Annotated in this window: 29 protein-coding genes and 1 tRNA gene; 14 read left to right on the top strand and 16 right to left on the bottom strand. The window is 54.8% G+C overall.

The window, feature by feature from the left end; translation table 11 throughout:
- Positions 1 to 459 precede the first annotated feature (459 nt).
- Positions 460 to 533, bottom strand: a tRNA-Gln gene (locus IB237_RS25550).
- A 102-nt stretch (positions 534 to 635) separates the two neighbouring features.
- Positions 636 to 1,073, bottom strand: coding sequence for an Lrp/AsnC family transcriptional regulator (locus IB237_RS25545; protein ID WP_192491558.1), 438 nt, complete (start codon positions 1,071 to 1,073; stop codon positions 636 to 638).
- 129 nt (positions 1,074 to 1,202) lie between these two features.
- On the opposite strand from IB237_RS25545, the gene rocF reads away from it, so the two are divergent.
- The 3 genes from rocF (at position 1,203) to glpD (ending at position 4,872) form a co-directional block, all read left to right on the top strand.
- Entirely contained in the window at positions 1,203 to 2,123 is a 921-nt protein-coding gene (gene rocF / locus IB237_RS25540) for an arginase (RefSeq protein ID WP_192491557.1), read from the top strand.
- A 17-nt stretch (positions 2,124 to 2,140) separates the two neighbouring features.
- On the top strand, positions 2,141 to 3,196 hold the full coding sequence (locus IB237_RS25535) for an ornithine cyclodeaminase (protein WP_192491556.1): 1,056 nt from the start codon (positions 2,141 to 2,143) through the stop codon (positions 3,194 to 3,196).
- Between the two features lie 155 nt (positions 3,197 to 3,351).
- Positions 3,352 to 4,872 (top strand): glycerol-3-phosphate dehydrogenase, encoded by a 1,521-nt coding sequence (glpD, locus tag IB237_RS25530; protein ID WP_371815410.1) that lies wholly within the window; start codon positions 3,352 to 3,354, stop codon positions 4,870 to 4,872.
- 15 nt (positions 4,873 to 4,887) lie between these two features.
- On the opposite strand, the gene IB237_RS25525 is transcribed toward glpD, so the two are convergent.
- From IB237_RS25525 to IB237_RS25500, 6 genes are all read right to left on the bottom strand, one after another.
- On the bottom strand, positions 4,888 to 5,772 hold the full coding sequence (locus IB237_RS25525; protein WP_192491554.1) for a DMT family transporter: 885 nt from the start codon (positions 5,770 to 5,772) through the stop codon (positions 4,888 to 4,890).
- A gap of 185 nt (positions 5,773 to 5,957) precedes the next feature.
- Positions 5,958 to 6,191, bottom strand: a complete 234-nt coding sequence (locus IB237_RS25520; RefSeq protein ID WP_192491553.1) for a sulfurtransferase TusA family protein — start codon at positions 6,189 to 6,191, stop codon at positions 5,958 to 5,960.
- The gene (locus tag IB237_RS25515) at positions 6,188 to 7,456 is read right to left on the bottom strand and encodes a murein L,D-transpeptidase family protein (protein WP_192491552.1); all 1,269 of its coding nucleotides are present in this window, start codon (positions 7,454 to 7,456) and stop codon (positions 6,188 to 6,190) included. The genes IB237_RS25520 and IB237_RS25515 overlap by 4 nt, the downstream gene beginning before the upstream one ends.
- A gap of 190 nt (positions 7,457 to 7,646) precedes the next feature.
- Entirely contained in the window at positions 7,647 to 8,600 is a 954-nt protein-coding gene (locus tag IB237_RS25510) for an acetyl-CoA carboxylase carboxyltransferase subunit alpha (protein WP_192491551.1), read from the bottom strand.
- Positions 8,601 to 8,663: 63 nt separating this feature from the next.
- Entirely contained in the window at positions 8,664 to 9,608 is a 945-nt protein-coding gene (xerD, locus tag IB237_RS25505) for a site-specific tyrosine recombinase XerD (RefSeq protein ID WP_192491550.1), read from the bottom strand.
- Positions 9,609 to 9,624: 16 nt separating this feature from the next.
- Positions 9,625 to 9,777: a hypothetical protein gene (locus IB237_RS25500; protein WP_192491549.1), complete on the bottom strand. Its 153-nt coding sequence runs from the start codon at positions 9,775 to 9,777 to the stop codon at positions 9,625 to 9,627.
- 196 nt (positions 9,778 to 9,973) lie between these two features.
- Between IB237_RS25500 and IB237_RS25495 the strand changes: the two genes are divergently transcribed.
- Together IB237_RS25495 and aroB are read left to right on the top strand one after the other, a co-directional pair.
- Positions 9,974 to 10,579 (top strand): shikimate kinase, encoded by a 606-nt coding sequence (locus IB237_RS25495; RefSeq protein WP_192491548.1) that lies wholly within the window; start codon positions 9,974 to 9,976, stop codon positions 10,577 to 10,579.
- On the top strand, positions 10,576 to 11,709 hold the full coding sequence (gene aroB / locus IB237_RS25490; RefSeq protein ID WP_192491547.1) for a 3-dehydroquinate synthase: 1,134 nt from the start codon (positions 10,576 to 10,578) through the stop codon (positions 11,707 to 11,709). Before IB237_RS25495 ends, aroB begins: the two co-directional genes overlap by 4 nt.
- Before the next feature lie 69 nt (positions 11,710 to 11,778).
- Here aroB and IB237_RS25485 read toward each other — a convergent pair whose 3' ends face one another.
- On the bottom strand, positions 11,779 to 12,060 hold the full coding sequence (locus tag IB237_RS25485; protein WP_192491573.1) for a BolA family transcriptional regulator: 282 nt from the start codon (positions 12,058 to 12,060) through the stop codon (positions 11,779 to 11,781).
- Positions 12,061 to 12,159: 99 nt separating this feature from the next.
- On the opposite strand from IB237_RS25485, the gene IB237_RS25480 reads away from it, so the two are divergent.
- The 4 genes from IB237_RS25480 (at position 12,160) to IB237_RS25465 (ending at position 16,952) form a co-directional block, all read left to right on the top strand.
- Complete coding sequence (locus IB237_RS25480) at positions 12,160 to 12,789, top strand: DnaJ domain-containing protein (RefSeq protein ID WP_192491546.1); 630 nt, start codon at positions 12,160 to 12,162, stop codon at positions 12,787 to 12,789.
- 78 nt (positions 12,790 to 12,867) lie between these two features.
- Positions 12,868 to 13,857 (top strand): cobaltochelatase subunit CobS, encoded by a 990-nt coding sequence (cobS, locus tag IB237_RS25475; RefSeq protein WP_192491545.1) that lies wholly within the window; start codon positions 12,868 to 12,870, stop codon positions 13,855 to 13,857.
- 151 nt (positions 13,858 to 14,008) lie between these two features.
- Positions 14,009 to 15,910 (top strand): cobaltochelatase subunit CobT, encoded by a 1,902-nt coding sequence (gene cobT / locus IB237_RS25470; protein ID WP_192491544.1) that lies wholly within the window; start codon positions 14,009 to 14,011, stop codon positions 15,908 to 15,910.
- Entirely contained in the window at positions 15,900 to 16,952 is a 1,053-nt protein-coding gene (locus tag IB237_RS25465; RefSeq protein ID WP_371815409.1) for an esterase-like activity of phytase family protein, read from the top strand. Before cobT ends, IB237_RS25465 begins: the two co-directional genes overlap by 11 nt.
- Positions 16,953 to 16,984: 32 nt before the next feature.
- Here IB237_RS25465 and IB237_RS25460 read toward each other — a convergent pair whose 3' ends face one another.
- Complete coding sequence (locus IB237_RS25460; protein ID WP_192491543.1) at positions 16,985 to 17,620, bottom strand: VUT family protein; 636 nt, start codon at positions 17,618 to 17,620, stop codon at positions 16,985 to 16,987.
- 109 nt (positions 17,621 to 17,729) lie between these two features.
- On the bottom strand, positions 17,730 to 18,020 hold the full coding sequence (gene rpmB / locus IB237_RS25455) for a 50S ribosomal protein L28 (protein WP_192491542.1): 291 nt from the start codon (positions 18,018 to 18,020) through the stop codon (positions 17,730 to 17,732).
- A gap of 241 nt (positions 18,021 to 18,261) precedes the next feature.
- On the opposite strand from rpmB, the gene IB237_RS25450 reads away from it, so the two are divergent.
- On the top strand, positions 18,262 to 19,035 hold the full coding sequence (locus tag IB237_RS25450; protein WP_192491541.1) for a DUF3108 domain-containing protein: 774 nt from the start codon (positions 18,262 to 18,264) through the stop codon (positions 19,033 to 19,035).
- 18 nt (positions 19,036 to 19,053) lie between these two features.
- Here IB237_RS25450 and IB237_RS25445 read toward each other — a convergent pair whose 3' ends face one another.
- Both IB237_RS25445 and gloB read right to left on the bottom strand, forming a co-directional pair.
- Entirely contained in the window at positions 19,054 to 19,479 is a 426-nt protein-coding gene (locus tag IB237_RS25445) for a cupin domain-containing protein (RefSeq protein ID WP_192491540.1), read from the bottom strand.
- Positions 19,479 to 20,249, bottom strand: a complete 771-nt coding sequence (gloB, locus tag IB237_RS25440; RefSeq protein ID WP_192491539.1) for a hydroxyacylglutathione hydrolase — start codon at positions 20,247 to 20,249, stop codon at positions 19,479 to 19,481. Before gloB ends, IB237_RS25445 begins: the two co-directional genes overlap by 1 nt.
- Positions 20,250 to 20,338: 89 nt before the next feature.
- Between gloB and IB237_RS25435 the strand changes: the two genes are divergently transcribed.
- The 3 genes from IB237_RS25435 (at position 20,339) to IB237_RS25425 (ending at position 23,417) form a co-directional block, all read left to right on the top strand.
- Positions 20,339 to 21,100 carry a class I SAM-dependent methyltransferase gene (locus IB237_RS25435; protein ID WP_192491538.1) on the top strand — a complete coding sequence of 254 codons (762 nt, stop codon included), beginning with the start codon at positions 20,339 to 20,341 and terminating at the stop codon, positions 21,098 to 21,100.
- Between the two features lie 284 nt (positions 21,101 to 21,384).
- On the top strand, positions 21,385 to 22,494 hold the full coding sequence (gene hisC / locus IB237_RS25430; protein ID WP_192491537.1) for a histidinol-phosphate transaminase: 1,110 nt from the start codon (positions 21,385 to 21,387) through the stop codon (positions 22,492 to 22,494).
- The gene (locus IB237_RS25425; protein ID WP_192491536.1) at positions 22,491 to 23,417 is read left to right on the top strand and encodes a prephenate/arogenate dehydrogenase family protein; all 927 of its coding nucleotides are present in this window, start codon (positions 22,491 to 22,493) and stop codon (positions 23,415 to 23,417) included. Before hisC ends, IB237_RS25425 begins: the two co-directional genes overlap by 4 nt.
- A 22-nt stretch (positions 23,418 to 23,439) precedes the next feature.
- Here the strand turns inward: IB237_RS25425 and IB237_RS25420 are convergent, their stop codons facing one another.
- Positions 23,440 to 24,441: a DUF2125 domain-containing protein gene (locus IB237_RS25420; RefSeq protein ID WP_192491535.1), complete on the bottom strand. Its 1,002-nt coding sequence runs from the start codon at positions 24,439 to 24,441 to the stop codon at positions 23,440 to 23,442.
- A gap of 50 nt (positions 24,442 to 24,491) precedes the next feature.
- Between IB237_RS25420 and IB237_RS25415 the strand changes: the two genes are divergently transcribed.
- Positions 24,492 to 25,019: a gamma-glutamylcyclotransferase gene (locus IB237_RS25415; RefSeq protein ID WP_192491534.1), complete on the top strand. Its 528-nt coding sequence runs from the start codon at positions 24,492 to 24,494 to the stop codon at positions 25,017 to 25,019.
- Positions 25,020 to 25,054: 35 nt separating this feature from the next.
- On the opposite strand, the gene IB237_RS25410 is transcribed toward IB237_RS25415, so the two are convergent.
- Together IB237_RS25410 and IB237_RS25405 are read right to left on the bottom strand one after the other, a co-directional pair.
- Positions 25,055 to 25,681 carry a hypothetical protein gene (locus IB237_RS25410; protein WP_192491533.1) on the bottom strand — a complete coding sequence of 209 codons (627 nt, stop codon included), beginning with the start codon at positions 25,679 to 25,681 and terminating at the stop codon, positions 25,055 to 25,057.
- Between the two features lie 217 nt (positions 25,682 to 25,898).
- Entirely contained in the window at positions 25,899 to 26,696 is a 798-nt protein-coding gene (locus IB237_RS25405; RefSeq protein ID WP_192491532.1) for a 1-acyl-sn-glycerol-3-phosphate acyltransferase, read from the bottom strand.
- Positions 26,697 to 26,765 lie beyond the last annotated feature (69 nt).

Here is a 26,765-nt window from a genome sequence, read left to right as displayed (position 1 = left end):
CGCTGCGCAACAGGCCAGCGCCCACGTCATAGTGGGCGGACGAACGCGTCAGAGAGAGGCGTACAAATCGAAATGAAGCAAAAGCAGAAAGCAGGCGGCCAGCGTATCACAATAGGTCCCGATATAATCGGGTGCAAAATACAGCCAGCATCTAAAAGGCCGGAGCAGCCAATTAAAGAGAGTACATGCAAAGCCGCACGGAATAGAAGTTGAGGCATGGGCCAACATAATTCGGCCGCGTCAAAGGCAGGTCGGGTGCCCGCGACGTCAACGGATTCTCCAAGAAAAAGCTGCCGAATCAGACGCGACATAATGTGATTAACTAACCCAGTTATGGCAGGTCACAGGATGCAAGTTCTTGGAAAGGTGTGAGTTACGAATCATACGCAGACACATATAATGCCAGCTCATTGAAGCGTTTTCTCACTGTATTATATTATATTTTTTGAAAAAGAGAGTTGGCTGGGGAACCTGGATTCGAACCAAGATTAACGGAGTCAGAGTCCGTCGTTCTACCGTTGAACTATTCCCCAACGCTGCGAAGTGGCTGCGCCGCTCTGATAGGGCGTCATATAAATGATTTAACCCCTGATGCAAGCTCAAAATGCGTTTTTAGCAAAGGAAATTCGCTTTGCTTACAATCTCGCCCGTGTTGAGTGTGGCGAGGATAATAACAGGCTGGTTTCACTGCCGGTGATACCGGGAATAAGACGTATGCGGCGTAGGATCGCGTCGAAGGTGGCCAGTGTTGGAGCGCTAAGTTCAGCGATCAGATCCCACCGGCCATTGGTGGTATGAACTTCAGAAATTTCAGCAATGCCTTCGAGTGCGCGGATCACGCGATCCGTCACATGCCCCTCGATTTCGATCATCATGATGCCCCGCACCGCCTCTTCAACGGCGTCAGCCCGTAGAATGACGGTATAGCCCAGAATAACGCCTGTCTTTTCCAGCCGTTCTATGTGCGCTCGCACTGTGGCACGCGATGCGCCGGTTTCTGCGGCCAGATCCGAAATGCTGCGACGTCCATTATGGCGCAGTTGGGTGATGAGTTTTTCGTCGAGCGGATCCATATTGCCACTTTGTCTCCATGAGTGACCAAAATGGTAAAGCTATTGGAGCTATTTGCCAATAATTATTGTTCATCTCGCCAGTTAAACATGGTCTGATCCTCTAAATAGAATTCAAGAGGAGTGACGGCCATGGAATGCAGACTGATTGGTGCACCATTGCAGATTGGAGCAGGGCAGTTGGGCTGTGAGATGGGGCCAAGTGCTCTGAGGATTGCAGGTCTTAAAACTGCGCTTCAAGCTCTTGGTCACACGGTCACTGATATCGGTAATGTGGCGCCCAAGGCGTTCGCAGAAATCCCACATCCCAACGCCGCCGTTCACCACCTCGGTGAGACTGTTTCCTGGACGGAAGCTCTGAGTGAAGCGGCCTATCGTGAAAGCGGGCTTGGCATGCCGATCTTCATGGGCGGTGACCATGCGATATCGGCGGGAACGGTTGCCGGCGTGTCAAAGCGTGCTACAGAAATGGGCCGTCCGCTTTTTGTGCTCTGGCTTGATGCCCATACGGATTATCACAGCCTTGAAACAACGCGCAGCGGCAATCTGCATGGCGTGCCTGTTGCTTATTACAGCGGACGGGAAAGTTTTTCGGGCTATTTCCCACCGCTTGAACACCCCGTTGATCCAAACTGCATCTGCATGATCGGTATTCGAAGCGTCGATCCGGCTGAGAGCGCCGCCTTGAAGGATTCTGGTATCACCGTGCATGATATGCGCATGATCGACGAACATGGCGTCGCCGTGCTGCTGCGCGAGTTTCTGGTGAAGGTCGAGGCCGCAAACGGTCTGCTACATGTCAGCCTTGACGTTGATTTTCTTGAGCCAGCCATCGCGCCGGCAGTCGGCACAACGGTCCCAGGTGGCGCTACCTTCCGTGAGGCACATCTGGTGATGGAAATGCTGCATGACAGCGGCCTGGTTTCGAGCCTTGATCTGGTCGAGCTTAATCCGTTTCTCGATGAAAGAGGGCGTACAGCAACGCTGATGGTGGATCTCGCCGCCAGCCTGATGGGCAAGAGCGTGATGGATCGCCCGAACCGGGCAGGCTGATTGCGGAGGAGATGACTATGACAATCGTACCTAATCTGAATATCGTTCCATTCGTCAGTGTTGATCACATGATGAAGCTGGTCTTGAAGATCGGCATCGATACATTCCTGCGCGAACTTGCGAATGTTGTCGAAGAGGATTTCCTGCGCTGGGAGAGTTTTGACAAGACGCCCCGCATCGCGTCGCACTCGACCGATGGTGTTATTGAACTGATGCCGACTAGTGATGGCACTTTATACGGCTTCAAATACGTCAACGGCCATCCCAAGAACACGCGGGAAGGCCGGCAGACCGTAACGGCATTTGGCGTGCTTTCTGACGTCGGCAACGGTTATCCGATGCTGCTGACCGAAATGACGATCCTTACAGCTCTTAGAACCGCTGCGACGTCAGCGGTTGCGGCCAAACATCTTGCCCGCAAGAACGCGCGCACCATGGCGATCATCGGCAATGGTGCCCAGAGCGAATTTCAGGCGCGTGCCTTCAAGGCTATCCTCGGGATCGATCAACTGCGTCTCTATGACATTGATCCCGCCGCGAGTGAGAAATGCAGGCGTAATCTTGCCGGACAGGGTTTTGATATTGTGATTTGTCCGACGGCGCAGGATGCCGTCGAAGGTGCTGACATCATCACCACTGTGACGGCAGACAAACAATATGCCACGATCCTTAGTGACAACATGGTTGGCCCGGGCGTGCACATCAACGCGGTTGGTGGTGACTGCCCAGGCAAGACGGAGCTGCACAAGGATATCCTGTTGCGATCGGATATTTTTGTCGAGTATCCACCGCAGACCCGTATCGAAGGCGAGATACAGCAGTTACCGGCCGATTATCCGGTCACAGAGTTGTGGCAGGTGATTGCTGGCATGGCGGACGGCCGGGTGGACGATCACCAGATTACTCTTTTTGACAGCGTCGGTTTTGCGACCGAGGATTTTTCGGCTCTGCGTTATGTGCGTGCCAAATTGCACGACACAGGGCTTTTCGAGGAGTTGGATCTTCTGGCTGACCCGGATGACCCTCGCGATCTATTCGGCATGTTGCTGCGTTGTGAGGCAGCGATGGCCTGATAAAGGTCGGGTAATCTGTTTACGCCTCCCATTGGCCAGATTGAGACTCATGACGTTATTCTGCTGAAATTCGTCATAGTTTCATTTGAATTTCATTATCTTCGGTGCTGTAAGCTGTTCCGGATACAATGAGATTTTCCTTTGGGGAGACGGACTTGCAGCAGGAAGTAATACACGACCTCTTCATTATCGGTGGCGGTATCAATGGCTGCGGCATCGCACGCGATGCTGCTGGCCGTGGGTACTCGGTTGGCCTTGCTGAAATGAGCGATTTTGCTGCAGGTACGTCATCTGGTGCCACCAAACTCATTCACGGTGGTTTGCGATATCTCGAACATTACGAGTTCCGGTTGGTTCGTGAATCGCTGATGGAACGTGAAGTGCTGTGGGCAATGGCGCCACACATCATCAAGCCGATGCGGTTTGTGTTGCCTTACCACAAGGGCGGTGTGCGTCCTGCCTGGCTCATTCGCCTCGGCCTGTTCCTCTATGATCACTTAGGTGGCCGCAAGTTGTTGCCGCCGACCAAGTCGCTGGACATGCGTCGCGACGTGGCAGGCAAACCTCTTAAGCCGATTTTCGACAAGGCATTCGAATATTCTGACGGTTGGGTGGATGACGCACGGCTGGTGGTTCTGAATGCGCGGGATGCAGCCGACCGTGGCGCGCAGATCATGAACCGCACCAGAGTGACGTCAGCGCAGCGTGATGGAAAGCTCTGGTCGCTGACATTGACCGATACGGTTAGTGGGCAGGTCACCACGGTTAAAGCCCGCATGCTGATCAATGCGGCGGGCCCGTGGGTTGACCAGGTGCTGGGGCAGTCCTTGGGCCGCAACGCCGTGCATAATGTACGGCTTGTGCAGGGCAGCCATATCATCGTGAAAAAGAAGTTCGATGATCCGCGTGCCTATTTCTTCCAGAACCCTGACAACCGCATAATTTTCGCCATTCCCTATGAGGATGAGTTCACGCTGATCGGCACGACAGATCGTGACTACAAGGCTGATCCGAAGGACGTGAAGATCAGTGACGAGGAAATTCAGTATCTGTGCAATGCCGCCAGCGAATACTTTGCTGAGCCGGTTCGCGCAGAAGATATCGTCTGGACCTATTCCGCTGTTCGTCCGCTCTATGATGACGGCGCCTCTAAGGCGCAGGAAGCGACCCGTGATTATGTGCTGAAACTGGATGGAGCCACTGACGAAGCACCGCTTCTCAACGTGTTCGGTGGCAAACTCACCACATATCGCCGTCTTGCAGAACATGCGATGGAAATCATTGGCAAGGCCTTGGTCGTCAAAGGGGCGCCATGGACGGCAAAGAGCCGTTTGCCGGGTGGTGATTTTGTAGTTACTGGTTATGAGACCGAAGTCAAAAAGCTCTCGGCTGCTTATCCATTTCTGGAAACATCACATGCACGACGCCTCGTCAGGCTTTATGGCACTAATGCCACCCCAATGCTTGGCTCGGCCACGCAGCTTCCCGACCTCGGTCAACATTTTGGCGCAGATCTCTACGCCAAAGAGGTTGATTGGCTGATGACGCAGGAATGGGCGAACCATGCCGTCGATGTCGTTTGGCGCCGTACCAAGATTGGTCTCCACCTCACTGCAGAGCAGATTGAAGTGCTTGAGACCTATATGGTAACTGCCGCGAATAGCGCGGCGACATAAGGGACGGGAGGGCGGTCAGCCCTCTGTCTTGCGGTTCTTGCGTGCGGCCATGTGTTCACGCCAAATGGTGAAGATACCCGCGGCGACGACGATCACAGCGCCAATGATCATATTGGTGCTCAGGCTCTCGCCAAACAGCGTCACGCCGATGATCGAGACCATAACAAGCTGGTAATAAGAGAACGGCTGTACCGAGGCTGCATCGGCCAGTTCAAAGGCTTTGATGAGCAGATAGTGGCCACTCATGCCGGTGGCACACAATGCAAGCATCCAGACAATATCATGTGGCGCAAAAGAAACCCAATAAAACGGGCCGACAAAGGTCAGCGCCACTGCGCCCGCAACGCCAGTATAAAAGAAGCTGGTCATGGCACTATCGGTGCGGCTGGCCAGCCGTGTCAAAACGCCATAAAGCCCAAGCAGGAATGCGGCAATGAAGGTGACGATCAGCATGGGGTCAAATCCATCACCTTCCGGTTTGAGGATGATCAGCACCCCGATAAAACCAACAAGAATAGCCGACCAGCGGCGCCAGCCGACACGCTCACCAAGGATGGGAACTGACAGCGCTGCCACCATCAGGGGTGTGGAGGCGAGAATGGAATGAGAGTGCGCCAGGCCGACGATAGCGAAAGATGTGATCGATAGCGAAATCTGCACTGCAAGGATCACGCCTCGGCTGATTTGCAGGCCCAGCCGGTTTGCCGCGATTGTTGCCCGTAACCCATCGCGGGATCGGATGGCCATGAAGATCGCAAACAGTGCAAACGCCCAATAGCGGATCATGGTCACGAAGACCGGCGGATAATGGGTGCCAAGATATTTCGAGATACCGTCCTGAACCGCAAAAATGCTGAAAGCAATCAGCGCATAAAGGAGGCCGGTGGTCTTGGCTTGCATTGAAAGCTCATATCTTGGTTCTGGCCGACGCCGGTGTAGGGCGCGTGCCGAATGCATGCAAAAGGCGGGAAGTCAGTTTTATAAGAAACCATTCTTCATTGTCTGACAACCTGATTTTTTAGGTTTCAGCTATGCAAGGCAATCTTGGCTTTTGTTACCTAGAAGGCATTGCAGAGGTTAAGGGCTCAACCCTTGCGAATGTGAAAGCGGTGGCTGTTTTCCAGCGCAGTGCTTTCCAGCAGTGCGTGTCCGTCTTCATTGCAAAGATGGGGAATATCGATCACAGCGAGAGGATCGGTGGTCTCGATGATAAATTCGAATCCGGATTGTTTTTTGGCAAGTAGCTTTCTGGCTCGCAGAACCGGCAGTGGGCAACGCAGCCCACGTAGGTCAAGCATTTCCGGACCGCTGGAGGTCATTCCGTTGCCCAAAGCTTCCAGAATGGTTTTTTCTTTTCTGGCTCTGGTGCCTGCTGTGGCGCAAAGGCGAGCGGGTTCATCGACGGAACAGGGACCGAAGCTGTTGTCATGCCGGCGGCTGGCTGCGTCGTGTTCGAAGCGATAGCCGTCTGACCAGTGCTGACTGGAGACTGTTGCGGTGTTGCCGGGCGTGGTGTCGAGGCTGTTGCCGCAGGCGCCTGTGGTGTCAAAACCGGTGTGACATGGTTCTTTTTGTCCATGAGGGCAGCGAATTCCGCTTCCTTCATAAGCTTGCCAGCCTTCAGCGAAGAACCGGTGGGGGCGTAAGCGGCTTCGCGGCCCTTGCGCTTGTCGGCAACAACTGCCTTGCGCTCAGCCTCGCTTGGGTCATACCACGCCATGCCGTCGTATTTTTTGACTGCCTTTTCATAGGCAAGATCATAAGTCTTGCCGTACCCTGCCAGTGCGTTCGCCAATGCTGGCGGTGTGCTCATGGCAGGGCATTGTGCCGAAGCGTTAAACGATCCACCTTCGGTCTGCTGGTTGAAGACATATTTCTTCTCGCAGACATTTACTTCCGGTGGGCGCTTGGTCACTTCAAAATTGTCGTAGCCGACCTTCAGCATTTTCCAGAAATCAAGGTTTTCGCTGTGGCGGTGGCGTACCATGTTTTCCGCTGTCATGCGGAAGGGGAATGCCTGCAGCTGAATGGTCTTTTGGCCGCCAGTAAATGCATCACGGGCAAAAGCGTAGATTTCCAGGACCTGCGCGTCGGTCATCGAATAGCAACCGGATGAGGAGCAGGCACCATGGATCATCAGGTTGGTACCTGAACGCCCGTTGGCCTGGTCATAGCGGTTTGGAAATCCGGTGTTGATGGCCAGATAGTAGCTGGAATTCGGGTTCATGTGGCCGGGTGTCAGGTTATAGAAACCTTCCGGAGCTTGCCGGTCGCCTTCCTTGACCTTCGGTCCAAGTTTACCGGACCATGCACAGATCTGATATTCGGCAATCTTGTCGAAACGGTTGTCACGTTTCGCTTTCCAGATTTCAAGCGCGCCTTCTTCTTTGAAAATGCGGATCATGATGGGCGCATTGCGCTCCATGTCCTTTTTCTGCATTTCAGCAAGTCTTGCCGGGGAAAGGGGGTGGCCGACCTTATTTTTGATGTGCGAGACGTCCGCTTCGACGGTGTCGAGCGTATCGTTGCAACTTGTCAATGCGAAGGCTGTGCACGCCAGAAGAGCAAGATGTATCAAACGCATGAAGATCGATCCGAAAAAACAAGCCGCCGTTGGCGTTGTTCCGTCAACAGCATGTCATTTAAAATACAGCGTTAACCGTTTACATGTTCTTAACTGATCGGCAATCCACCCCGGTTGCCTCCGTCGCACACATGTCTGTGATCAGAATATGGCCTAGTTTAGGCCATATTCGCTGGTAATGCGGACATAATCAGAGATTTCTGCCGATATCGAGGAATTTCTGGCGGCGTTCCGCACGGATTTGGTTGGCAGAATGGGACGACAGGTCAGAAAGTGCCTTGTTGATCACGTCACCGGTCGCGGTGATGACCTTGGAAGGATCACGATGTGCGCCGCCAATTGGCTCTGGAATGATGCCGTCGATAACGCCCAGCGACTTCAGATCTTCCGAGGTGATCTTCATGTTGGTGGCGGCTTCCTTTGCACGGGTGGAATCGCGCCAGAGAATGGATGCTGCACCTTCAGGTGAAATCACCGAATAGATTGCGTGCTCAAGCATGTACACGCGGTTGCCCGTTGCAATGGCAATGGCGCCGCCCGAACCACCTTCGCCAATAACAACCGAGACGATCGGGACCTTGACGTTGAGGCACATTTCGGTCGAGCGAGCGATGGCTTCGGCCTGTCCGCGCTCTTCGGCGCCAACGCCGGGATAAGCGCCTGCGGTATCGATCAGTGTAATGACCGGAAGCGAGAAGCGATCAGCCAGTTCCAGCACGCGGATAGCCTTGCGGTAACCCTCTGGGCGCGGGCTGCCGAAATTGTGCTTGAGGCGCGACTTGGTATCGTTGCCTTTTTCCTGACCGATAATGGCAACCGGCTGGCCATTAAAGCGACCGAGGCCTGCCTGAATGGCGGCATCTTCCGAAAACTTGCGGTCGCCCGCCAATGGTGTGAAGTCGGTAAACAGCGCAGTTGCATAGTCCACGAAATGCGGACGCTGCGGGTGGCGTGCTACCTGCGTCTTCTGCCAGGGGTTCAGCTTGGAATAGATGTCCTGCATCGCATCCTGAACACGGCTTTCCAGACGGGTGATCTCCTCCGAGGTGTCTATACTCTCGTCCTCGGTGGCGAGCTTTTTCAGCTCTATGATTTTGCCTTCAAGGTCGGAGATTGGTTTTTCGAAGTCGAGGTAGTTGTGCATGAGATCCGTTTCCGATCGTTTTGCCCAAGGTTTATCCGGTCCTTACCGGCGGTTCCGCAGGCTCTAATCGTGTTTTTTGCCCTGTTTGGCAAGGGGGTGGTGTGTTTGTACCAGTTCTTGCAGGCGTTCTTCCAGTACATGTGTATAGATTTGTGTCGTTGCAATGTCGGAATGACCCAACAATTCCTGTACCGCACGCAGATCGGCGCCATTTTGCAAAAGATGGCTGGCAAAGGCGTGTCGCATGACGTGTGGCGATATCGCAGAAGGGTTTATACCGGCACGAATGGCAATATCTTTCAGGTCACGGGCGAATACCTGACGCGGCAAGTGGCCCGATTTACCATAAGAAGGAAAAAGCCAGGGATTTTCGTTTTTCGGGTCGCTATTGGCCTTTAGGGCGCTGCCATAGGCTGACATCGCGTCCATTGCCGTGCGCGAAAGCAGGACCAGCCGCTCTTTGTTGCCCTTGCCGCGGATCGACAAGAACCGCTCTTTTTGTGCCAATGCCGTGAGCGGCAGAGATACAAGTTCGCTGACGCGCATGCCGGTGGCATAAAGCAGTTCCAGAAGAACACGCATGCGCAACCGCGAAAGCTGCCCCGGTCCTTCTTGCTCTGCCTCAGCTGAGGCCTGCTGTAAAAGGCGATTCACATCGGCCACACTCATGATTTTGGGCAGCGGCGTTGTTTTCTTTGGTGCGTCGAGGATGCTGGTCGGGTCATCGTCGCGCAGACCCTCGGCATACAGAAATTTGTAGAACTGGCGCATGCTGGACAGGTGGCGTGCTTGTGACGAGGCGGCAAAGCCAAGTGTGGCAAGATGAGAAAGATAGGCTGAAAGGTCGCTCTGCTGCGCCTGCATCAGCGAAGTGCCGTTATCGATCAGAAACTGCCAGAGGTCGGAAAGATCACGTTCATAGGATTGAAGCGTATTGTCAGCCGCGCCCCGTTCCGCGCTCATCATTTCCAGGAAACTTTCCAGACGGGCACTGTCCATCTTGCTCATTGGCGGTCTCTTGGTCTCACTGGACCGGCGGGTTAAGGCGCTCGGAAGGAATGCGCACGGTTATATCGCGTTCTCGGGGTTCAACCAGCATCACAAGTGAAACCATGGATCCGTAAACAATTCCGACAATGGCGGCGCAGATAAACAAAAAGCGGAACAGGGTTGGCATTGGCCCTCCATCTATCATTGCTGTGCCAGATTGGGTTTGTCTTGTCCCATATGCAAAAGATGAAAGCAAAGGGCAACCAGACGCGTTCAATCTTTGACCGTTAATGTCTGAGGCTTTTAGCCTGAGCCATAAGGAATATCTCTTGACGCTGGCTAAACATTTGCAGATACCGGAATCGAACCGGACCTGCACATTAATGAGCGAATCTTTCACATTTCCCGTTCCCACGCTTGCTGAGGAAGCACGGGCGAAGCTCGGAAGACGCAATATCGTCTTTGTCGGTCTTATGGGCGCTGGTAAATCCGCGATCGGCCGTCTGGTCGCGCAGCAACTTGGCGTTACTTTTGTCGATACGGATGCGGAGATCGAGCGCGTATCGCGCATGACGATCACTGACCTGTTTGCAAAATACGGCGAAAACGAATTCCGTGCACTTGAGGCTCGTGTCATCAGAAGGCTTTTGCGCGGTGGCCCTAAGGTGGTTTCGACAGGCGGCGGCGCATTTATCAACGAGGTTACTCGCAATCATATCAAGAACGCCGGTCTTTCTCTGTGGCTGAGGGCTGATCTGGATGTATTGTGGGAGCGCGTCAACAAGCGCGATCATCGGCCGTTGTTGAAAACTGAGAACCCAAAAGCCACGCTCGAAAACCTGATGATAAAGAGATACCCGATCTATGCCGAGGCTGATTTGGTCATCGAATCCCGCGATGTGGGTAAAGATATCATTGTGACTGAGGTTCTGGCCGCAGTGGCCGGACGTGACCTCGCTACCTCCAAGAATGGAAATGCCAAATCATGACGACCTCGACAGGATCATCGCAGGAGCGGCGCGTGCATGTGCCGTTGGTAGGGCGCGCTTACGACATTCTCATCGGGCCAGGTCTGATGTCCAAGGCTGGCGGAGAAATTTCTTCGCGTCTCAAAGGGCGCCGTGCGGCGATCATCACGGATGAACATGTCGCACCGCTTTACCTTGATATGGTGATGGACAGCCTGCAGACCGATGGCATTGAGGCCGTTTCCCTGACCCTGCCAGCTGGCGAGAAGACCAAGAGCTTCGAACATTACATGGCAGTCTGCGACCTCATTCTTGAGGCACGCATTGAACGTAATGATGCAGTCATTGCCTTGGGCGGTGGTGTAATCGGTGATCTGACTGGCTTTGCCGCCGGCACAGTGCGGCGTGGTGTGCGGTTTGTACAGATACCGACCACGCTGCTGTCACAGGTGGATTCGTCGGTCGGTGGCAAAACCGGCATCAACACCCGTCACGGCAAAAACCTTGTTGGTGTGTTTCATCAGCCGGATCTGGTTCTGGCGGATTCCTCGGTGCTCGATACGTTGAGCAAGCGCGAATTCCGCGCCGGTTATGCGGAAGTGGTCAAATACGGCCTTATCGACAAACCGGATTTCTTCGAGTGGCTTGAGAAAAATTGGCAGGAGGTTTTTGCCGGTGGTCCGGCGCGCATTGAAGCCATTGCCACCAGCTGCCAGGCAAAATCCGATGTGGTTGTCGAAGATGAATTCGAGAACGGACGTCGCGCATTGCTCAATCTCGGTCATACTTTCGGACATGCGCTGGAAGCGGCAACTGAATATGACAGCAAACGTCTGGTGCACGGCGAAGGTGTTGCCATCGGCATGGTTCTTGCGCACCAGTTCTCGTCGCGGGTCAATCTGGCGAGCCCGGATGACGCAAAGCGGGTCGAGGCACATCTGAAAGCGGTTGGCCTGCCTGTTTCGATGAATGAAATTCCCGGCACCCTGCCACCGGTTGAAATGCTGATGGCGGCGATTGCACAGGACAAGAAGGTCAAAAGCGGCAAGCTTACCTTTATCCTGACCCATGGTATTGGCCAGTCCTTCGTTGCGGATAATGTTGCCGCCTCCGAAGTCGAATCCTTCCTGAAAGAAAAACATCCGGCTTGATGTTTTTGAGATTGGCATCGTGTCTTACGATGCCAATCCTGCTGCTGCTCAGATTGACGGCCACATATCTTAAAAGCGGGTGGGTTCTCCCGGTGCCGCAGCTTCGATGGCGAGAGCATGCAAACCTTCGTCCAGTTCAGGCTGCAACAGGGCATTAATTGCCCGGTGGCGGTCGATGCGAGACTTGCCGGAAAAGCTTTCTGACACTATCTGGATACGCATATGGGTTTCCCCATCCCCGGTCATTCCTGGCTGGTGGCCTGCGTGTTTACCGCTCTCATTGATGACGGCAAGGCGTTGCGGTGCGAAAGCGTCGTTCAGTTTTTTTTCTATGCGGGCGGTCAGTGACATCGTCTCATTCCATTCTAAAAGGGGCTCTTTAAAAGCCAGCAACATTCCTGTTTGTCAATTCTTGTTGTGTACCTTTGCGTACCCCATAATCAGGCTATCATGAAACTGGATTCGAAATACTTTGATCGCATCCGCACGCGCCGGAAAAAGGACAGTCAGCAGGAGGTTCAAGCTCCTACCTGTCAATGGGACGGCTGCGAGCGCCCTGGTGCCCATCGTGCACCCGTCGGCCGCAACGCCGAGGGGCAATTCTTCATGTTCTGTTTCGAGCATGTGAAGGAGTATAACAAGGGTTATAACTACTTCTCTGGCCTGTCTGATAGCGATATTGCGCGTTACCAGAAAGAGGCGATTACCGGTCATCGTCCGACCTGGACGGTTGGGGTCAACAAGACCGCCCGCGATAGCCCTTTGCATTCCACGCTGAAATCAGGCGCTGCCGGCGCAAATGCACGTATTCGCGACCCGTTTGGTTTTACCGGCTCCGGTGGCGCGCGTAGCGGCGGACAACGGTTCCAGCAGAACCGCAAGTTGAAAACACTGGAAGCCCAGGCTTTTGATACGCTTGGTCTGGCAGCCAGTGCAACCCAGGATGAAATCAAGCGCCGCTACAAGGAACTTGTCAAAAAGCACCATCCTGATGCTAATGGTGGCGATCGCGGTTCGGAAGAGCGTTTTCGGACTGTTATTCAAGCGTATCAATTGTTAAAGCAGTCTGGTTTCTGTTAGGGTCTGCGAACCTTAAACTCGCTTGATAATTGCCTGATGATATGTGGTTGGGTGCTTGCTACCCGCCTTGGAGACGTGATGAGCAAAATTGATCTTGATATTTCCAACCTGCCGGACACAACCGTTTCTGTTCGGGATGTTTTTGGTATTGATACCGATCTGGTCGTGCCTGCCTATAGCCAGGGCGATGCCTATGTACCGGATCTGGACCCGGATTACCTTTTTGACCGCGAGACGACGCTGGCAATCCTTGCGGGTTTTGCTCACAACCGCCGTGTCATGGTGTCCGGTTTCCACGGCACGGGTAAGTCCACGCATATCGAGCAGGTTGCTGCGCGCCTGAACTGGCCATGCGTCCGTATCAACCTCGACAGCCATGTCAGCCGTATCGACCTCGTCGGCAAGGACGCCATCGTTCTGAAGGACGGCAAGCAGGTTACCGAATTCAAGGACGGCATTCTGCCTTGGGCTTACCAGCACAATGTTGCGCTTGTGTTCGATGAATACGATGCCGGTCGTCCCGACGTGATGTTCGTTATTCAGCGCGTTCTGGAATCCTCCGGTCGCCTGACGCTGCTCGACCAGAGCCGCGTTATCCGTCCTCATCCTGCATTCCGCATTTTCGCAACCGCCAACACGGTTGGCCTTGGTGATACTACCGGTCTTTACCATGGCACGCAGCAGATCAACCAGGCACAGATGGACCGCTGGTCTATCGTCACGACGCTGAACTACCTGCCGCATGACAAGGAAGTTGATATCGTTGTTGCCAAGGTGAAGAAGCTGAACACCAAGGAAGGCCGCGAAACCGCTTCCAAGATGGTGCGTCTGGCCGATCTCACGCGTTCGTCCTTCGTCAATGGCGACCTTTCGACCGTCATGAGCCCACGTACTGTGATTACCTGGGGAGAAAATGCTGAAATCTTTGGCGATGTCGCCTTTGCTTTCCGCGTGACGTTCCTTAACAAGTGCGACGAACTTGAGCGCACTCTGGTTGCCGAACTTTATCAGCGCGCCTTTGGCGTTGAGCTGAAAGAGAGTGCAGCAAACATCGTTCTCTCCGCGTGAGACCACCCCTCTTTGAGGGTTGATCGAACATTCGGATTATCAAGGGATGAGAATGCTTTACGCCCCTTATGGCATGCCACGTGAAACTGTGTGACGGTTTTGCTGTCACGGCGTGCGGGGGGCGGGGCTTCTCAGGTGAATGGGTAATAGCATGGCAATGCGTGGCGATAATTCCAGAGCGAAAAGCGGTACGGTGATCGATACGGAGCCGTTGCGCAATGCCATTGCCGGCAGTGTGCGGTCCGTGGCCGGCAGTGCGCAGGTTGAGGTCGTGTTCGCCAATGAGCGTCCGGGTCTTGCTGGCGAACGTATGCGTCTTCCGGAAATCTCCAAAAAGCCGACGGCACAGGAAATTGCCATCACGCGTGGTCTTGGCGATTCCATGGCGTTGCGACTGGCCTGCCACGACAATGATATTCACGCAAACCTCGCACCGCAGGGTGCAGATGCGCGCGTCATTTTTGATGCTGTGGAACAGGCGCGTGTCGAATCCATCGGTTCGCTGCGCATGCCGGGTGTTGCCTCCAACATTCGCAGCATGAATACGGAGAAATATTCTAAAGCTAATTTCTCGACGATTGAGAAACAGGATGACGCACCCATTGCCGAGGCTGTGGCCTTGCTGGTGCGTGAACGTCTGACCGGTGAAAAACCGCCGGCAAGTGCAGGCAAGGTTCTGGATCTGTGGCGTCCTTTCATTGAAGAAAAGGCCTCTGTCGATCTCGATAATCTTGGTTCGGCCATTCACGATCAGAAGGCTTTCGCAAAGCTCGTGCGTCATATGCTGACCTCGATGCAGATGGCGGAAGATCTTGGCGATGTTGATAATGAGGCAGATGATCAGGAAGCTCAGAGCGATGAAGATCAGCCACGCAGCAACGAGACAGAAGAAGAGCAGGTAGAAGAAGAAGCCGGTTCTGATGCAGCCCCTGCCGAGGACAGTGAAGCCTCACAGGAAGAAATGGAAGAAGGCGAGATGGATGGCGCCGAGATGTCGGAGGACGAAATGTCCGACGATCTCGAAGACGACTCCGAAACGCCGGGTGAAACACGTCGCCCCAACAGTCCGTTTGACGATTTTAATGAGAAAGTCGACTACCGTATCTTCACGCAGGAGTTCGATGAAGAAATTCCTGCCGAAGAACTGTGCGAGGAGGCTGAACTGGATCGGCTGCGCGCATTCCTCGACAAACAGCTTGCCCATTTGCAGGGTGCTGTCGGACGTCTCGCAAACCGCTTGCAGCGCCGCCTGATGGCGCAGCAGAACCGCTCCTGGGATTTTGATCTCGAAGAAGGTTACCTCGACCCTGCAAGGCTGGTGCGTCTGATCATTGATCCGATGCAACCATTGTCCTTCAAAAAGGAACGCGACACCAAGTTCCGCGACACGGTCGTGTCGCTTGTCATCGACAATTCCGGTTCGATGCGGGGGCGTCCGATTACGGTTGCTGCGACCTGCGCCGACATTCTGGCACGGACGCTGGAACGTTCTGGCGTCAAGGTCGAAATCCTCGGTTTCACCACCAAGGCCTGGAAGGGCGGCCAGTCGCGCGAGCAATGGCTTGCGAATGGCAAACCCGCGTCGCCGGGTCGTCTCAACGATCTGCGTCACATCATCTACAAGAGCGCCGATGCGCCATGGCGGCGTTCACGCCGCAATCTCGGTCTGATGATGCGTGAAGGCCTGCTGAAGGAAAACATCGATGGCGAAGCGCTGATGTGGGCGCATAACCGTCTGATCGGCCGTCCTGAGCAGCGCAAGATCATGATGATGATTTCCGATGGTGCGCCGGTCGACGATTCAACATTGTCGGTCAATCCGGGCAATTATCTCGAGCGGCATCTGCGCGCTGTTATCGAGCAGATTGAGACACGGTCGCCGGTCGAGTTGCTGGCCATTGGTATCGGTCACGATGTGACACGTTATTACCGCCGCGCGGTGACGATTGTGGATGCGGATGAACTTGCTGGTGCGATGACGGAACAGCTTGCCTCTCTGTTTGAGGAGCAGGGCACGACAAAGGCTTCCGGACGAGCGCGCCGTGCGGGATAAGCAGCGCACGTATTATACCGACAGCAAGACAAAAAATACGGCATCTCTGACTGGCGTCCTGGCGGCGCTAGTCGCCAGTGTCGCATTATCCATGCCGCTGCCGGTTTTTGCTGCAAACAGTGTTGACGCGCCTGTCAGTGCACGGGTGTTGCAGGGCTTCAAGGTCAGCGGCAAGGAGACCCGTTTCGGAAAGCTCGAATATGTCGGCGGACTGGTGCTCAGCTCGCGCGAACCGCTGTTCGGCGCTATGTCCAGCATACGTTTCCGTCCGGATGGACGCAATTTTGTAGCGGTTCTCGATACCGGCCACTGGCTGACGGGTCAAATCCAACGCGATGCTGATGGAAAGCTCGTCAGTGTCACCGGCGTTAAAATAACACCGATGCTGGATGCCGCAGGGCGCGAACCACATCGCAAGATGGAAATGGATGCCGAAGGCCTGGTTCTGCGGGATGGGCAGGTTATCGTCAGTTACGAGCAGCGCCACCGGATTGATGTGTATCCCGATCCCGGCTTCGCCACGTCACGGCCCGTCAAACGTATTCCGCATCTTATTCCATCGGGGGAATTGCGTGCCAATGGCGGTGTGGAAGCGATTGGCCTTTCACCCGCAAATTCGCCCCTGGAAGGGGCGTTGGTCGTGGTGGCTGAAAAGAGTATCGATGAGGATGGCAATCTTCTCGGAGCCATTCTGGAAGGCCCTCTCAAGGGTCTTTTTACGGTTGCGCGCCATCCGTCGTTTGATGTCACCGACAGTGCGTTTTTGCCCGATGGTGATCTTCTATTGCTGGAACGCCGCTTCAACCTTGCCGAAGGTGTGGGTGTTCGTATTCGCCGCATTCCAGGTGCGACTATCAAGCCGGGCGCAGTTCTCGATGGTCCTGTGATCTTTGAGGCCGGCATGGAAAGCCAGATCGACAATATGGAAGGAATGGATGTGATCGCCGGGCCAGATGGTGCCACGCACATCATTCTGGTGTCTGATGACAACCACTCATTTCTTCAGCGAAATATGATGCTGGAGTTTCGCCTGAATGAATAAAGCCCGCAGAAGCGGGCTTTATTTTTATGGGGTTATACAGTCTTTGCTGGCGGCATTGGCTTCAGCGTGGTCATCAGGGCGCCGTAGGGCAGCAACATGACCAAGCCGACCAGGACCTTGACGCTGAGGTCACCCAGTGCCCAGGAGATCCACCGTGGAGCCTCTGCTGCCATTACACCGAAGATCGGAGCGTTCTCGATTGCAAAGGCATCGTTGGGGCCAATGAAGGCGAATGCCGGTGCAAAGGATATCGAGAAGAACAGCGCGGTGTCGAGCACGGAGCCAGCAATCGAACCTGCCAGCGGTGCCTGCCACCAGCTCTGGCGGCGCAGACGGTTGAATACCGAGATGTCCAGAAGCTGGCCAATGAGATAGGCAGTGCCCGATGCCACGGCGATGCGTGGAATAGATGTCCAAAATGACAGGCTGACACCAACGACAAAACCGGCAAACACCACACGACGGGCGATGGATGGTCCGAACTGGCGGTTGGTGAGGTCGGTAATCAGGAAAGCGATGGGGTAAGTGAATGCACCCCAGGTCAGGAGATCGCCAAGGGCGATACCGTACAGCGTGCCGCTGAGCGGGTACTGAACGAGGATGTTCGAAGCCACGACGACGAGCGTCATAAGGACGACATAGATAAATGTGTAACGCAGGTAGGGCATTTTTTTATCCTGGGTGATGCCACCAGTTGGAGGGATAACAATGTTTATTCAATAAAAAAGGCTTGATGAGCGATGCCCATCAAGCCTTTGCATTTCTTGCTTGGGCAGATCAGGCTGCTTCAGCAGTCTTCTTTGCGATCTGGCGACGCAGCAGACGAGCGCGCATGCTCAGTTCGTTTTCGCTTGCCTTGAGAAGGAAAGCGTCGAGACCGCCACGGTGTTCAACCGTACGCAGCGCTGCAGCGGATACGCGCAGGCTGAAACGCTGGCCAAGAGCATCAGAAATCAGCGTAACGCTGCAGAGGTTTGGCAAAAAGCGGCGCTTGGTCTTGTTGTTGGCGTGGCTGACGTTGTTGCCTGTCTGGACGCCCTTGCCGGTCAATTCGCATACACGGGACATGGGTACACCTATTCTTGTGTTTGCCTTTTGAACCAGCTTCCCGGCAAAAACCGGAAGGCAATCCAATTGGCCATGATTGGAAAGTTGCGGTTCTATAGTCAGGTGGGGCGGCGCAGTCAAGCCGCTCATTGGCTTTGAGGCGGAATTTCCGAGTTTTCCCGCCATTCACTGCTATTTTATTGCCACAAGTGCAGCTATATGATGCAGTCCGAAACGGTTGCGGGGCCAAAGGTAGGCGAGAATGATAGCCATCGGACGGAAATATCTACAGGCCACTGCTTTCTTGCTGGCGTCATTTGGCGTGTCGCAGGCTGCCGATACATATCACAAAAGCGAGTACAGCATTAACCTTGGAATTCTGCCGATTGCCAAGGCTTCGTTCTCGACCAAGATGACCGATGGCAATTATTCGATCACCGGGTCGTTTAACGCCGCTGGCATAGCCAGCGTCATCAAGGACATTTCCGGTCGTACCGCGGTATCCGGCATCAAGCGTGGCAACCGTATGCTCGCAAACCAGTACACGCTGGTTTACAAGGATGGCAAACGCACCCGAACCTATGAGGTGCGTTATCGCAACGGCAACGTGACAGCGACGGTTGTGCGACCTGAACCGAAGACCAAACCTAAAAATTGGGTGGAGGTGCGTGACAGAGACCTGCGTTCTGTTCTCGATCCGATTTCCGGTCTGATCATTCCTGCCGGTGGTCGCGTATGCCCCAGTCGCCTGCCGATCTATGACGGTGAATCCCGCATGGATCTGGTGTTGAGTTCGAAGGGCACACGGCCGTTTTCGACGACCGGCTTTAGTGGTGATGCTATCGTTTGCACCCTTCGTTATGTGCCGAAATCAGGCTATCGTGAGGGACGCGCCGATATCGAGTACCTGAAATCCATCTCCATGGAAGTCTGGTTTGCAAAGGCCGAAAACATGGATCTCTACGCGCCGGTCTACGCACGCATTCCGACCAAGGTTGGCCCCGTTTATATAACGGCGACCAAATATGGCGGCTGACGGTTTGACCTGACTGCCTCAGGCGTTTTCTGGTTGCCAGTCCGGTGCAGCCATTTCAAAGCTGGAAAACTCGAAGCCCGGCGACACCGTGCAGCCAACGAGGGTAAACTCTCCCGTGGTTTCTGCAGATTGCCACCAGCCCGCCGGAACAAGCCCCTGCGGCCGTTCGCCCGCCAGAACGTCCGGGCCGAGATTGATGGTGGTGCTATCCGTGCCATTTTCCGAAATATGCAATTTCAGCGGTGCGCCAGCATAATGGTGCCAGACCTCCACCGCATCGGTTACCCGGTGCCAGTGGGAACGTTCACCGGCTTCCAGTAGATAATAAATGGCCGTTGAGTGGCCGCGCTGGCTACCCTGCGTGTCGCGAAAGGTCTGGCGATACCAGCCACCTTCCGGATGGCGTTGCAATTCAAGCTCCCTGATGATGGCCTGCGCTGTCATCAAAAATTATCCTTCCGCGTGCGGATTTCTGCAAATACGTCCTCATCACTGGCATCGACCATGCCAAGGTGTTGGCGTATCGCCGCATCGCCAACACGCATATAAGGGTTGGTCTGTTTCTCAAGGCCGATCGTTGTGGGGATCGTAAATTTTCCGGCGTCGCGCAGGGCGGATACTTCGGCGGCACGCGTTTTCAGTCCTGGGTTTTCAAGGTCGACCGTCACGGCGAAACGGGCATTGGAAACGGTATATTCGTGACCGAAATAAACTTTGGTTTCATCTGGCAGGGCCATCAGTTTCTGGAAGGAGTGCCACATATCGGCTGCCGGACGCTCGAAAAGGCGGCCACACCCCATCGCAAACAGGGTATCGGCGGCAAACAGCAAGTTGTCATCGGGAATGTAATAACAAACGTGCCCAGCGGTGTGGCCGGGTGTTTCGATCACCTTAATGCTGCGGCCGGCAAAATCGAATTCGTCGCCGTCCATCACCGTTTTGTCCAGGCCGGGAATCGCAACTGCTTCGCCGTGAGGCCCGAGAATGGTGCAGCCAAACTTTTCTTTCAGCGCCAGATTGGCATCGACATGGTCGTGGTGGTGATGGGTGGTGAAAATATGCGTGAGCGTCCAGCCACGGCGCTTTGCCGCCTCGATGATCGGCTGCTCCTCCGGTGCATCGATGGAAGCCGTCTCACCTGATACCGGGTCGTGCAACAACACGCCGAAATTATCACTGCGGCACAGGAAGGTTTCTATTTCCAAAGGTTTCATGGCAGGCTCCTCCTTGGCTTACGGTTGTGCGTTCTTTCATGTAAGTGCATTGTCCTTGAAGTCCAACCGGCTGCTGCTACATTCTGGCTATGAACACCGATATTGTCGATCTGCGCGAATTTTATCATTCCACACTGGGAAGGCTGGCTGAGCAATCCATCGTGATGGCGCTTTCCACCATGTGGCCGCCGCTGCCGGAGGAACGCCTGCTGGGGCTGGGTTACGCCGTACCCTATCTCGATCGTTATCGTGCCGATACCGAGCGGACCTTTGCTTTCATGCCTGCCGGGCAGGGCGCGGTGAATTGGCCCGCCGGAGAGCTGTCTTCCACTGCTTTGGTGTTTGACGAAGAATTGCCGCTACCGGACGCGTCGATTGATCGTGTGTTGTTGGTGCATTCTCTGGAGTTTGCCGAAAATCCGCGCGAAACCCTGACCGAGCTTTGGCGTGTGCTGGCCCCCGGTGGACGGCTGGTGATCGTTGTTCCTAATCGTCGCGGCGTCTGGGCGCGTATGGAGCACACACCGTTCGGCTCGGGCAGACCCTATTCACGCGGACAGCTGACGACGCTGCTGCGCGAGGCAAACTTTACGCCGGGTGTGTCGACGGAAGCGCTTCTGTTCCCGCCCTCTAAGCTCAAATTCATTCTCAAGCTGCGGCGCTATTTTGAAACCATTGGCCGCAAGCTGTGGCCGGTGTTTTCCGGCGTGATTATCGTGGAAGCGCAGAAGCGCCTTTATCAGGGCCTGCCGGTTTCACAGCGCGCCTCGCGCCGCGTGTTCGTGCCGGTGCTGGCGCCGCAGGGAATACCGACCACCCGCACGCGGTCGCGCGAGGCAAAACGGCGCTGAGATCGGTGAAAATCTCCAGGTTAGTGTCGCGAAGCTGACGAGATATTGGCGTGACGTTCGGCCGCGCTGCTGAGGCTTGCGCCATTTCCTTCCATGCAAAGGCCCAAACACGACCAGTCAACACGGCCTAACCCTCGACAAATCCTGCGTTCCGGTCTAGGAGCAATCGGCATTCAATAGGTTATGGCGTTCCTTATTGCGATGGGAGCAATCGCGGATTGGGTGCTGTAATTTCCGGTATTCACCATGCCGTTTGAGCAGGCGTTTTTCTAAAGGTCGTTTCCATGCATGAAGAGCTGAGCCAACCCGTTCCACGTCCGGGCATTCTGGACATTGCTGCTTATGTTCCGGGTAAGGAACATGCGCCGGGTGTCGCCAAGGTGTATAAGCTTTCGTCCAACGAAACGCCGCTTGGTCCAAGCCCCAAAGCGATTGAAGCTTTTCGCACGGCTGCCAGCCATCTTGAAATCTATCCGGACGGTCAGGCTACTGTTTTGCGGCAGTCGATTGCCGATATTCATGGTTTGAACTTTGCCAACATCCTGTGCGGCAATGGTTCCGATGAGCTGCTGGGTCTGCTGTGCCATGTGTATCTGGGTGCTGGTGATGAAGCCATCATCACCGAGCACGGCTTTCTTGTGTATCGCATTCAGATCATGGGTGCTGGCGCAACGCCGGTGACAGTGAAAGAGCGTGACTGCACAGTTGATGTCGATGCGATTTTGGCAGCTGTGACACCAAAGACAAAAATGGTGTTCATCGCCAATCCCGGCAATCCGACCGGCACTTACGTTCCAGTTGCGGAAATTCGCCGCCTGCAGGCGAGCCTGCCAAAACATGTCCTGCTGGTTCTTGATGCGGCCTATGCCGAGTATGTTCGCCGCAATGATTATGAGGCCGGGCTTGAACTGGTGTCGTCCAACCGCAATGTGGTGATGACCCGCACCTTCTCCAAGGTTTACGGTCTTGCTGCACTTCGTGTTGGCTGGATGTATGCACCGGTTGACGTTGTTGATGCGGTAAACCGCGTGCGCGGTCCGTTCAATATGAGCGCACCTGCGCTCGCTGCCGGTGCCGCTGCCATTCGTGACCAGGCTTTTGTTGAAAAGGCCGTGGCGCACAACAAAATCTGGCTGGAGCGTCTGGCGCAGGAGTTTGCCGACCTTGGCCTGACTGTCACGCCATCCGTCACCAACTTCGTTCTGGTGCATTTCCCTGACGTTGACGGCAAACGGGCAACGGATGCTGATGATTTTCTGACCAGCCGCGGCTTCATCCTGCGCGCTGTGCGGGGTTATGGCTTCCCCAATGCGCTGCGCATGACCGTGGGTTCGGAAGAGGCCAATCTTGGCGTTATATCCGCCTTGAAAGAATTTATGGGACGCAGCGCATGAGCGATGTTCATTTTGAGAGAATTGCCCTGATCGGTATCGGTCTTATCGGTTCGTCCATCGCACGCGATATCAAGGAACTGTCCATCGCCAACGATGTTGTAGTGTCGACCCGCAGTGCCGAGACGCTGAAGCGTGCGGAAGAACTGCAACTCGGCACGCATTATACAATTTCGGCGGCCGAGGCCGTCAAGAATGCCGATCTGGTGATCGTGTCGGTGCCTGTTGGTGCTTCCGAACGCGTGGCGATCGAGATTGCGTCGCATCTGAAACCCGGTGCGATCGTTACCGACGTGGGCTCGACCAAGGCATCGGTTATCGCTCAGATGCAGCCGCATATGCCACAGGGCGTTCATTTCATTCCTGGCCACCCGCTGGCCGGTACGGAAAAGTCCGGCCCAGATGCCGGTTTTGCGGGACTGTTCCGCAGCCGCTGGTGCATCTTCACGCCGCTTGAAGGCACCGATCAGCAGGCGCTGGAAAAGTTGAAGACCTTCTGGAAGACACTCGGCTCAATGGTCGATGAAATGACGCCCGAGCACCATGATAAAGTGCTGGCTATCGTTTCGCATCTTCCGCACATCATCGCCTACAATATTGTTGGCACGGCCGACGATCTGGAGACGGTGACGGAATCGGAAGTCATCAAATATTCCGCATCGGGTTTCCGTGACTTTACGCGTCTTGCCGCGTCCGACCCAACCATGTGGCGGGATATCTGCCTGCACAACAAGGATGCCATCCTTGAAATGCTGTCACGGTTTTCTGAAGATCTGGCCTATTTGCAGCGCGCCATTCGCTGGGGTGAGGGCGACAAGCTGTTTGAGCTGTTTACCCGCACACGTGCCATCCGCCGTTCTATCGTTCAGGCGGGGCAGGATGTGGATACGCCGGATTTCGGCCGGCATATCCTCGACAAGAAGTAGTTTGGAAAACCGTGCCGCCGGTTCAGATCGGCGGTATATTTCCCAAAGGAATAAAGCCACTTACGGTCGCGCGGCCACGATCCACCACCAGATCGACCGATACACGCTGGCTGCCGCCTGCAAGCGCACGCAGTAGCTTAGTGGCGCTGTCTATGGTCGGTGCCAGCTGCGGAAACACTTCCTTGGCGCTGTTGCCCCATTCACCGAGCTGCTGCACTTCCAGCTTGAACTTGCCCGAGAGATAACCGCTTTCATCGAAAGAAAACGGGCCGGTCAGCGTCATGGTGCGGCCTTCACCGATATCGGCAACGGCCTGACGGAGTTCGCCGGTTGCGCCATAAAGCCCTGCTTCGTCGCTGCCATCAATCATACCGGCCTTGCCGACAAGCGTGACATCCAGATTGGTGGAAAGGCGTGGCAGCACCTGCGGCCAGCCTTCAATCACGGTTGCCGAATCGGTCATGGAAATGGCGGCATCAAGATCGGCATTGTTTTGTCGCAGGTGAATTTCCGTGTGCCCGGCATTAAAGTTGATTGTCTGGCCGCTAACGGAAGAGACCGCTGTGGCCTTCAACCCGTCGATAACGGTTGAGGTACGATCAACACCCTTCAACTTGGCAATCAGGCTGGATTGCAGGTTTTCCCATGCGGCATTGATCGACAGGCCGTGGGCCGTGCGGATTTCCGCCGGGGAGTCTAGTTCCATGACGATGTGATTGGGGGCATAGACCTGCGCTGCCGACCGCAGCGAGCCGAACGAAGCAGAAATGCCGTTGGTGCTGTCATCGACATTCACCTTGGAGCAGAACAGACCGATGCGGAATGGATAACCGCGGAAATCCATGTCCACGCACTCGCCTGTGATTTCCTTGCCACCGGCCGGGCTGATGGTTTTCAAGACCGTTTCACGCAAGGCCGATGCGGCATAGAACCAGCCGCCGGTATAAACAGCGATTGCCAGCACAATGCCCGAACCGAGCAAGAGAAATTTTTTGTTGCTTGTCGATTGGCTTGATGCTGCCATGATGTTCTCCAAGGCTGGCGACGAAACATAATAATGATCTGGCGTGCGATATGGACGATTTTTGGGTATTTGGCTACGGCTCCTTAATGTGGAACCCGGGTTTTGCGTTTGAGGAACGTCAGACGGCCCGTTTGCATGGTTACAGACGCTCTCTGTGCATATGGTCCAGCGTTTATCGTGGCACATTGGAAAAACCTGGTCTTGTTCTGGGGTTGGACCGTGGTGGCTCCTGCCGTGGAGTGGCTTTTCGTGTCAAGGGAAGCAATCATGGCGAGGTTATCGGCTACCTGCGCGAGCGCGAACTTGTCACCAATGTTTATAAAGAACGTATTGTCCCGGTTAGCTTGGCGGCCGGGCATAAGGTCAGTGCCGTGACCTATGTGGCCGACCCGCTGCACGAACAATATGCCGGTGGCCTGAGCGCTGAAGATGCCGCCCGGATCGTGAGATCAAGTGTTGGTCGGTCTGGCCCCAACACTGATTACGTGGTCAACACAATCCAGCATCTGGCGGATATCGGTATTCGTGATCCTTGGCTGGAAAATGTTGCATCTGGCCTAGAGCAGAGCGGCGGTTAAGCCGCTATCTCCTCCCATTTGTCGCCGTATTGGGATTAGTTGGGGCTGTAGTGCCGAAGCGCCAGCCTCACCCGTGCCTGGGCGGAGAGCAGGAAAACATAAGCCGCCGTTTCTGACATCTCCTCCAGAACCAGCATGTGACCCCAATCACCGAAATTCAGGCCCATATGCCCCTCGGCGCCGGCTGAAATGATCATTGCGAGAATAACAAGGACAATATCAGCGTAGGGAAGTTGCCGCGTAGTGACTAGGTACTTCAGAATATGCGGGCCGTTGGCCTTGATAAAAAGCACGCCAACCAGAAGGCTCACTGCCACCAGCATTGGTACGATGTAAGATCTATACCAAAGCTGAGAGGATGAGAAATATGGTCCGTGTTCACTGACGGACAGGGCCGGCATGAAGACGCCACCCCAACTCAATTCGCGCAGCGCCATAACGATCCAAACAGGAAAGACGGCCAACCAGAACCATCGCAGCGTTGATTGTTCATCTGCGGCGAAAACCATTGCCATGACTGCGCCACCCAGCAATATCAAAACCTGCGCATTCTCAATCGGGCCATTTTCATAGCCAGTCCATGCGGGTAATATTCCAGCGCATGCGAAGCTTAAGGCCAGCAAGGCCGCTCCGCCCCACCTCATCTGTTTCATTGCAATCATATAGACGTCGTCTCTCCCGGAGTCGTTTGGGCGATTCGTCGCCCGAACGGTAATCCACTCTTATGGATGCAGCAGCGCAGGGCGACAACCACAATGAGAACGGTCATAAGCGGCAAAACCGTGACTAGTACACAATTTTGTAACAAACGTTCCTGTCATGGAAGTGCTAAAGGCAAGACGGGTCGCTAACCTGCTGTGAAAGGTTTGGAAGCGACCTTCAGCCGTCTTGATTTTTCATCGCCTTGATTTCTTCCAGACGCTTGATGGCGGTTGGCGGCAAGGGAAGGTTCGGATTATTGGTTGCCGTTTCGACCAGCAACTCGTCGCTTGCCTGTTCGGTGACCTGTATCAGCTTTTTGAAAAACGCATCCGGATCTAGACCCGGTTCAATCGGCGGCAGAATGCGCACCTTGAAGTGGCCGGGATAACGCATGGTCGAACGGCGTGGCCAGAACAGGCCTGGATGCATGGCAACGGGAACGACCGGAACATTGAGATCACGATAAAGGCGGGCGATGCCGTAACGGTACTGTGGCTCAGCACCGGGCGGGCGGCGTGTACCTTCAGGGTAAATGATAAGCTCACGGCCTTTCGCCATTTCCTGCTTGGCGCGTTCCATCACCTTCAACATAACCTTGCCGCGTGCGGCACGGTTGACCGGGATCATGCGCTGCTTCATCGCGTACCAGCCAAACAGCGGTATCCAAAGCAGTTCACGCTTGAGGATGTAAACCGGATCATTGAGGTTTGGCAGCAATGCATAGGTGTCCCAGAAGGACTGGTGCTTGGGCGCAAAAATGCAGCCAGTGGTCGGGATGTTTTCCAGACCTTCGATCTCGAAGGTAGTTCCGACAATGTTTTTCATCAGCCAATGGCTGGAACGGGCCCAGTTCTTGGGAATCTCATAGGCGATCTTGCGTGGCAGGATGAAATAGATCGGCGTCAGCACGACCATCCTGAGGATGAGATTGGCATAAAACAGGGTGTTGAACAGTGCGGAACGCAGCTTGAGCATAAAGGGCAACTCTCCGGGCACATCCGCTGTTTCGAGGGGAGATATTTCGAAACCACAATATCGGGTGCA

It is taken from the genome of Agrobacterium sp. AGB01 (assembly GCF_014851585.1).
Taxonomy (GTDB): domain Bacteria; phylum Pseudomonadota; class Alphaproteobacteria; order Rhizobiales; family Rhizobiaceae; genus Agrobacterium.
Note: the sequence above shows the minus strand (reverse complement) of the source record. Positions and strands in the feature narration are given on the sequence as shown.

Bases quoted from the DNA above. Each gene is read 5' to 3' on its own strand.
- rocF (WP_192491557.1), top strand. From the start codon at position 1,203: ATGGAATGCAGACTGATTGGTGCACCATTGCAGATTGGAGCAGGGCAG.
- IB237_RS25415 (WP_192491534.1), top strand. From the start codon at position 24,492: ATGGACGATTTTTGGGTATTTGGCTACGGCTCCTTAATGTGGAACCCG.
- cobT (WP_192491544.1), top strand. From the start codon at position 14,009: ATGGCAATGCGTGGCGATAATTCCAGAGCGAAAAGCGGTACGGTGATC.
- rpmB (WP_192491542.1), bottom strand. From the start codon at position 18,020: ATGTCCCGTGTATGCGAATTGACCGGCAAGGGCGTCCAGACAGGCAAC.
- IB237_RS25500 (WP_192491549.1), bottom strand. From the start codon at position 9,777: ATGCCAACCCTGTTCCGCTTTTTGTTTATCTGCGCCGCCATTGTCGGA.
- IB237_RS25485 (WP_192491573.1), bottom strand. From the start codon at position 12,060: ATGTCACTGACCGCCCGCATAGAAAAAAAACTGAACGACGCTTTCGCA.
- gloB (WP_192491539.1), bottom strand. From the start codon at position 20,249: ATGAAACCTTTGGAAATAGAAACCTTCCTGTGCCGCAGTGATAATTTC.
- cobS (WP_192491545.1), top strand. From the start codon at position 12,868: ATGAGCAAAATTGATCTTGATATTTCCAACCTGCCGGACACAACCGTT.
- IB237_RS25420 (WP_192491535.1), bottom strand. From the start codon at position 24,441: ATGGCAGCATCAAGCCAATCGACAAGCAACAAAAAATTTCTCTTGCTC.
- IB237_RS25450 (WP_192491541.1), top strand. From the start codon at position 18,262: ATGATAGCCATCGGACGGAAATATCTACAGGCCACTGCTTTCTTGCTG.
- IB237_RS25410 (WP_192491533.1), bottom strand. From the start codon at position 25,681: ATGATTGCAATGAAACAGATGAGGTGGGGCGGAGCGGCCTTGCTGGCC.
- IB237_RS25480 (WP_192491546.1), top strand. From the start codon at position 12,160: ATGAAACTGGATTCGAAATACTTTGATCGCATCCGCACGCGCCGGAAA.
- IB237_RS25435 (WP_192491538.1), top strand. From the start codon at position 20,339: ATGAACACCGATATTGTCGATCTGCGCGAATTTTATCATTCCACACTG.
- IB237_RS25545 (WP_192491558.1), bottom strand. From the start codon at position 1,073: ATGGATCCGCTCGACGAAAAACTCATCACCCAACTGCGCCATAATGGA.
- IB237_RS25515 (WP_192491552.1), bottom strand. From the start codon at position 7,456: ATGCGTTTGATACATCTTGCTCTTCTGGCGTGCACAGCCTTCGCATTG.
- hisC (WP_192491537.1), top strand. From the start codon at position 21,385: ATGCATGAAGAGCTGAGCCAACCCGTTCCACGTCCGGGCATTCTGGAC.
- IB237_RS25520 (WP_192491553.1), bottom strand. From the start codon at position 6,191: ATGACCTCCAGCGGTCCGGAAATGCTTGACCTACGTGGGCTGCGTTGC.
- IB237_RS25525 (WP_192491554.1), bottom strand. From the start codon at position 5,772: ATGCAAGCCAAGACCACCGGCCTCCTTTATGCGCTGATTGCTTTCAGC.
- IB237_RS25460 (WP_192491543.1), bottom strand. From the start codon at position 17,620: ATGCCCTACCTGCGTTACACATTTATCTATGTCGTCCTTATGACGCTC.
- aroB (WP_192491547.1), top strand. From the start codon at position 10,576: ATGACGACCTCGACAGGATCATCGCAGGAGCGGCGCGTGCATGTGCCG.
- IB237_RS25495 (WP_192491548.1), top strand. From the start codon at position 9,974: ATGAGCGAATCTTTCACATTTCCCGTTCCCACGCTTGCTGAGGAAGCA.
- IB237_RS25535 (WP_192491556.1), top strand. From the start codon at position 2,141: ATGACAATCGTACCTAATCTGAATATCGTTCCATTCGTCAGTGTTGAT.
- IB237_RS25445 (WP_192491540.1), bottom strand. From the start codon at position 19,479: ATGACAGCGCAGGCCATCATCAGGGAGCTTGAATTGCAACGCCATCCG.
- xerD (WP_192491550.1), bottom strand. From the start codon at position 9,608: ATGAGCAAGATGGACAGTGCCCGTCTGGAAAGTTTCCTGGAAATGATG.
- IB237_RS25510 (WP_192491551.1), bottom strand. From the start codon at position 8,600: ATGCACAACTACCTCGACTTCGAAAAACCAATCTCCGACCTTGAAGGC.
- IB237_RS25405 (WP_192491532.1), bottom strand. From the start codon at position 26,696: ATGCTCAAGCTGCGTTCCGCACTGTTCAACACCCTGTTTTATGCCAAT.
- IB237_RS25425 (WP_192491536.1), top strand. From the start codon at position 22,491: ATGAGCGATGTTCATTTTGAGAGAATTGCCCTGATCGGTATCGGTCTT.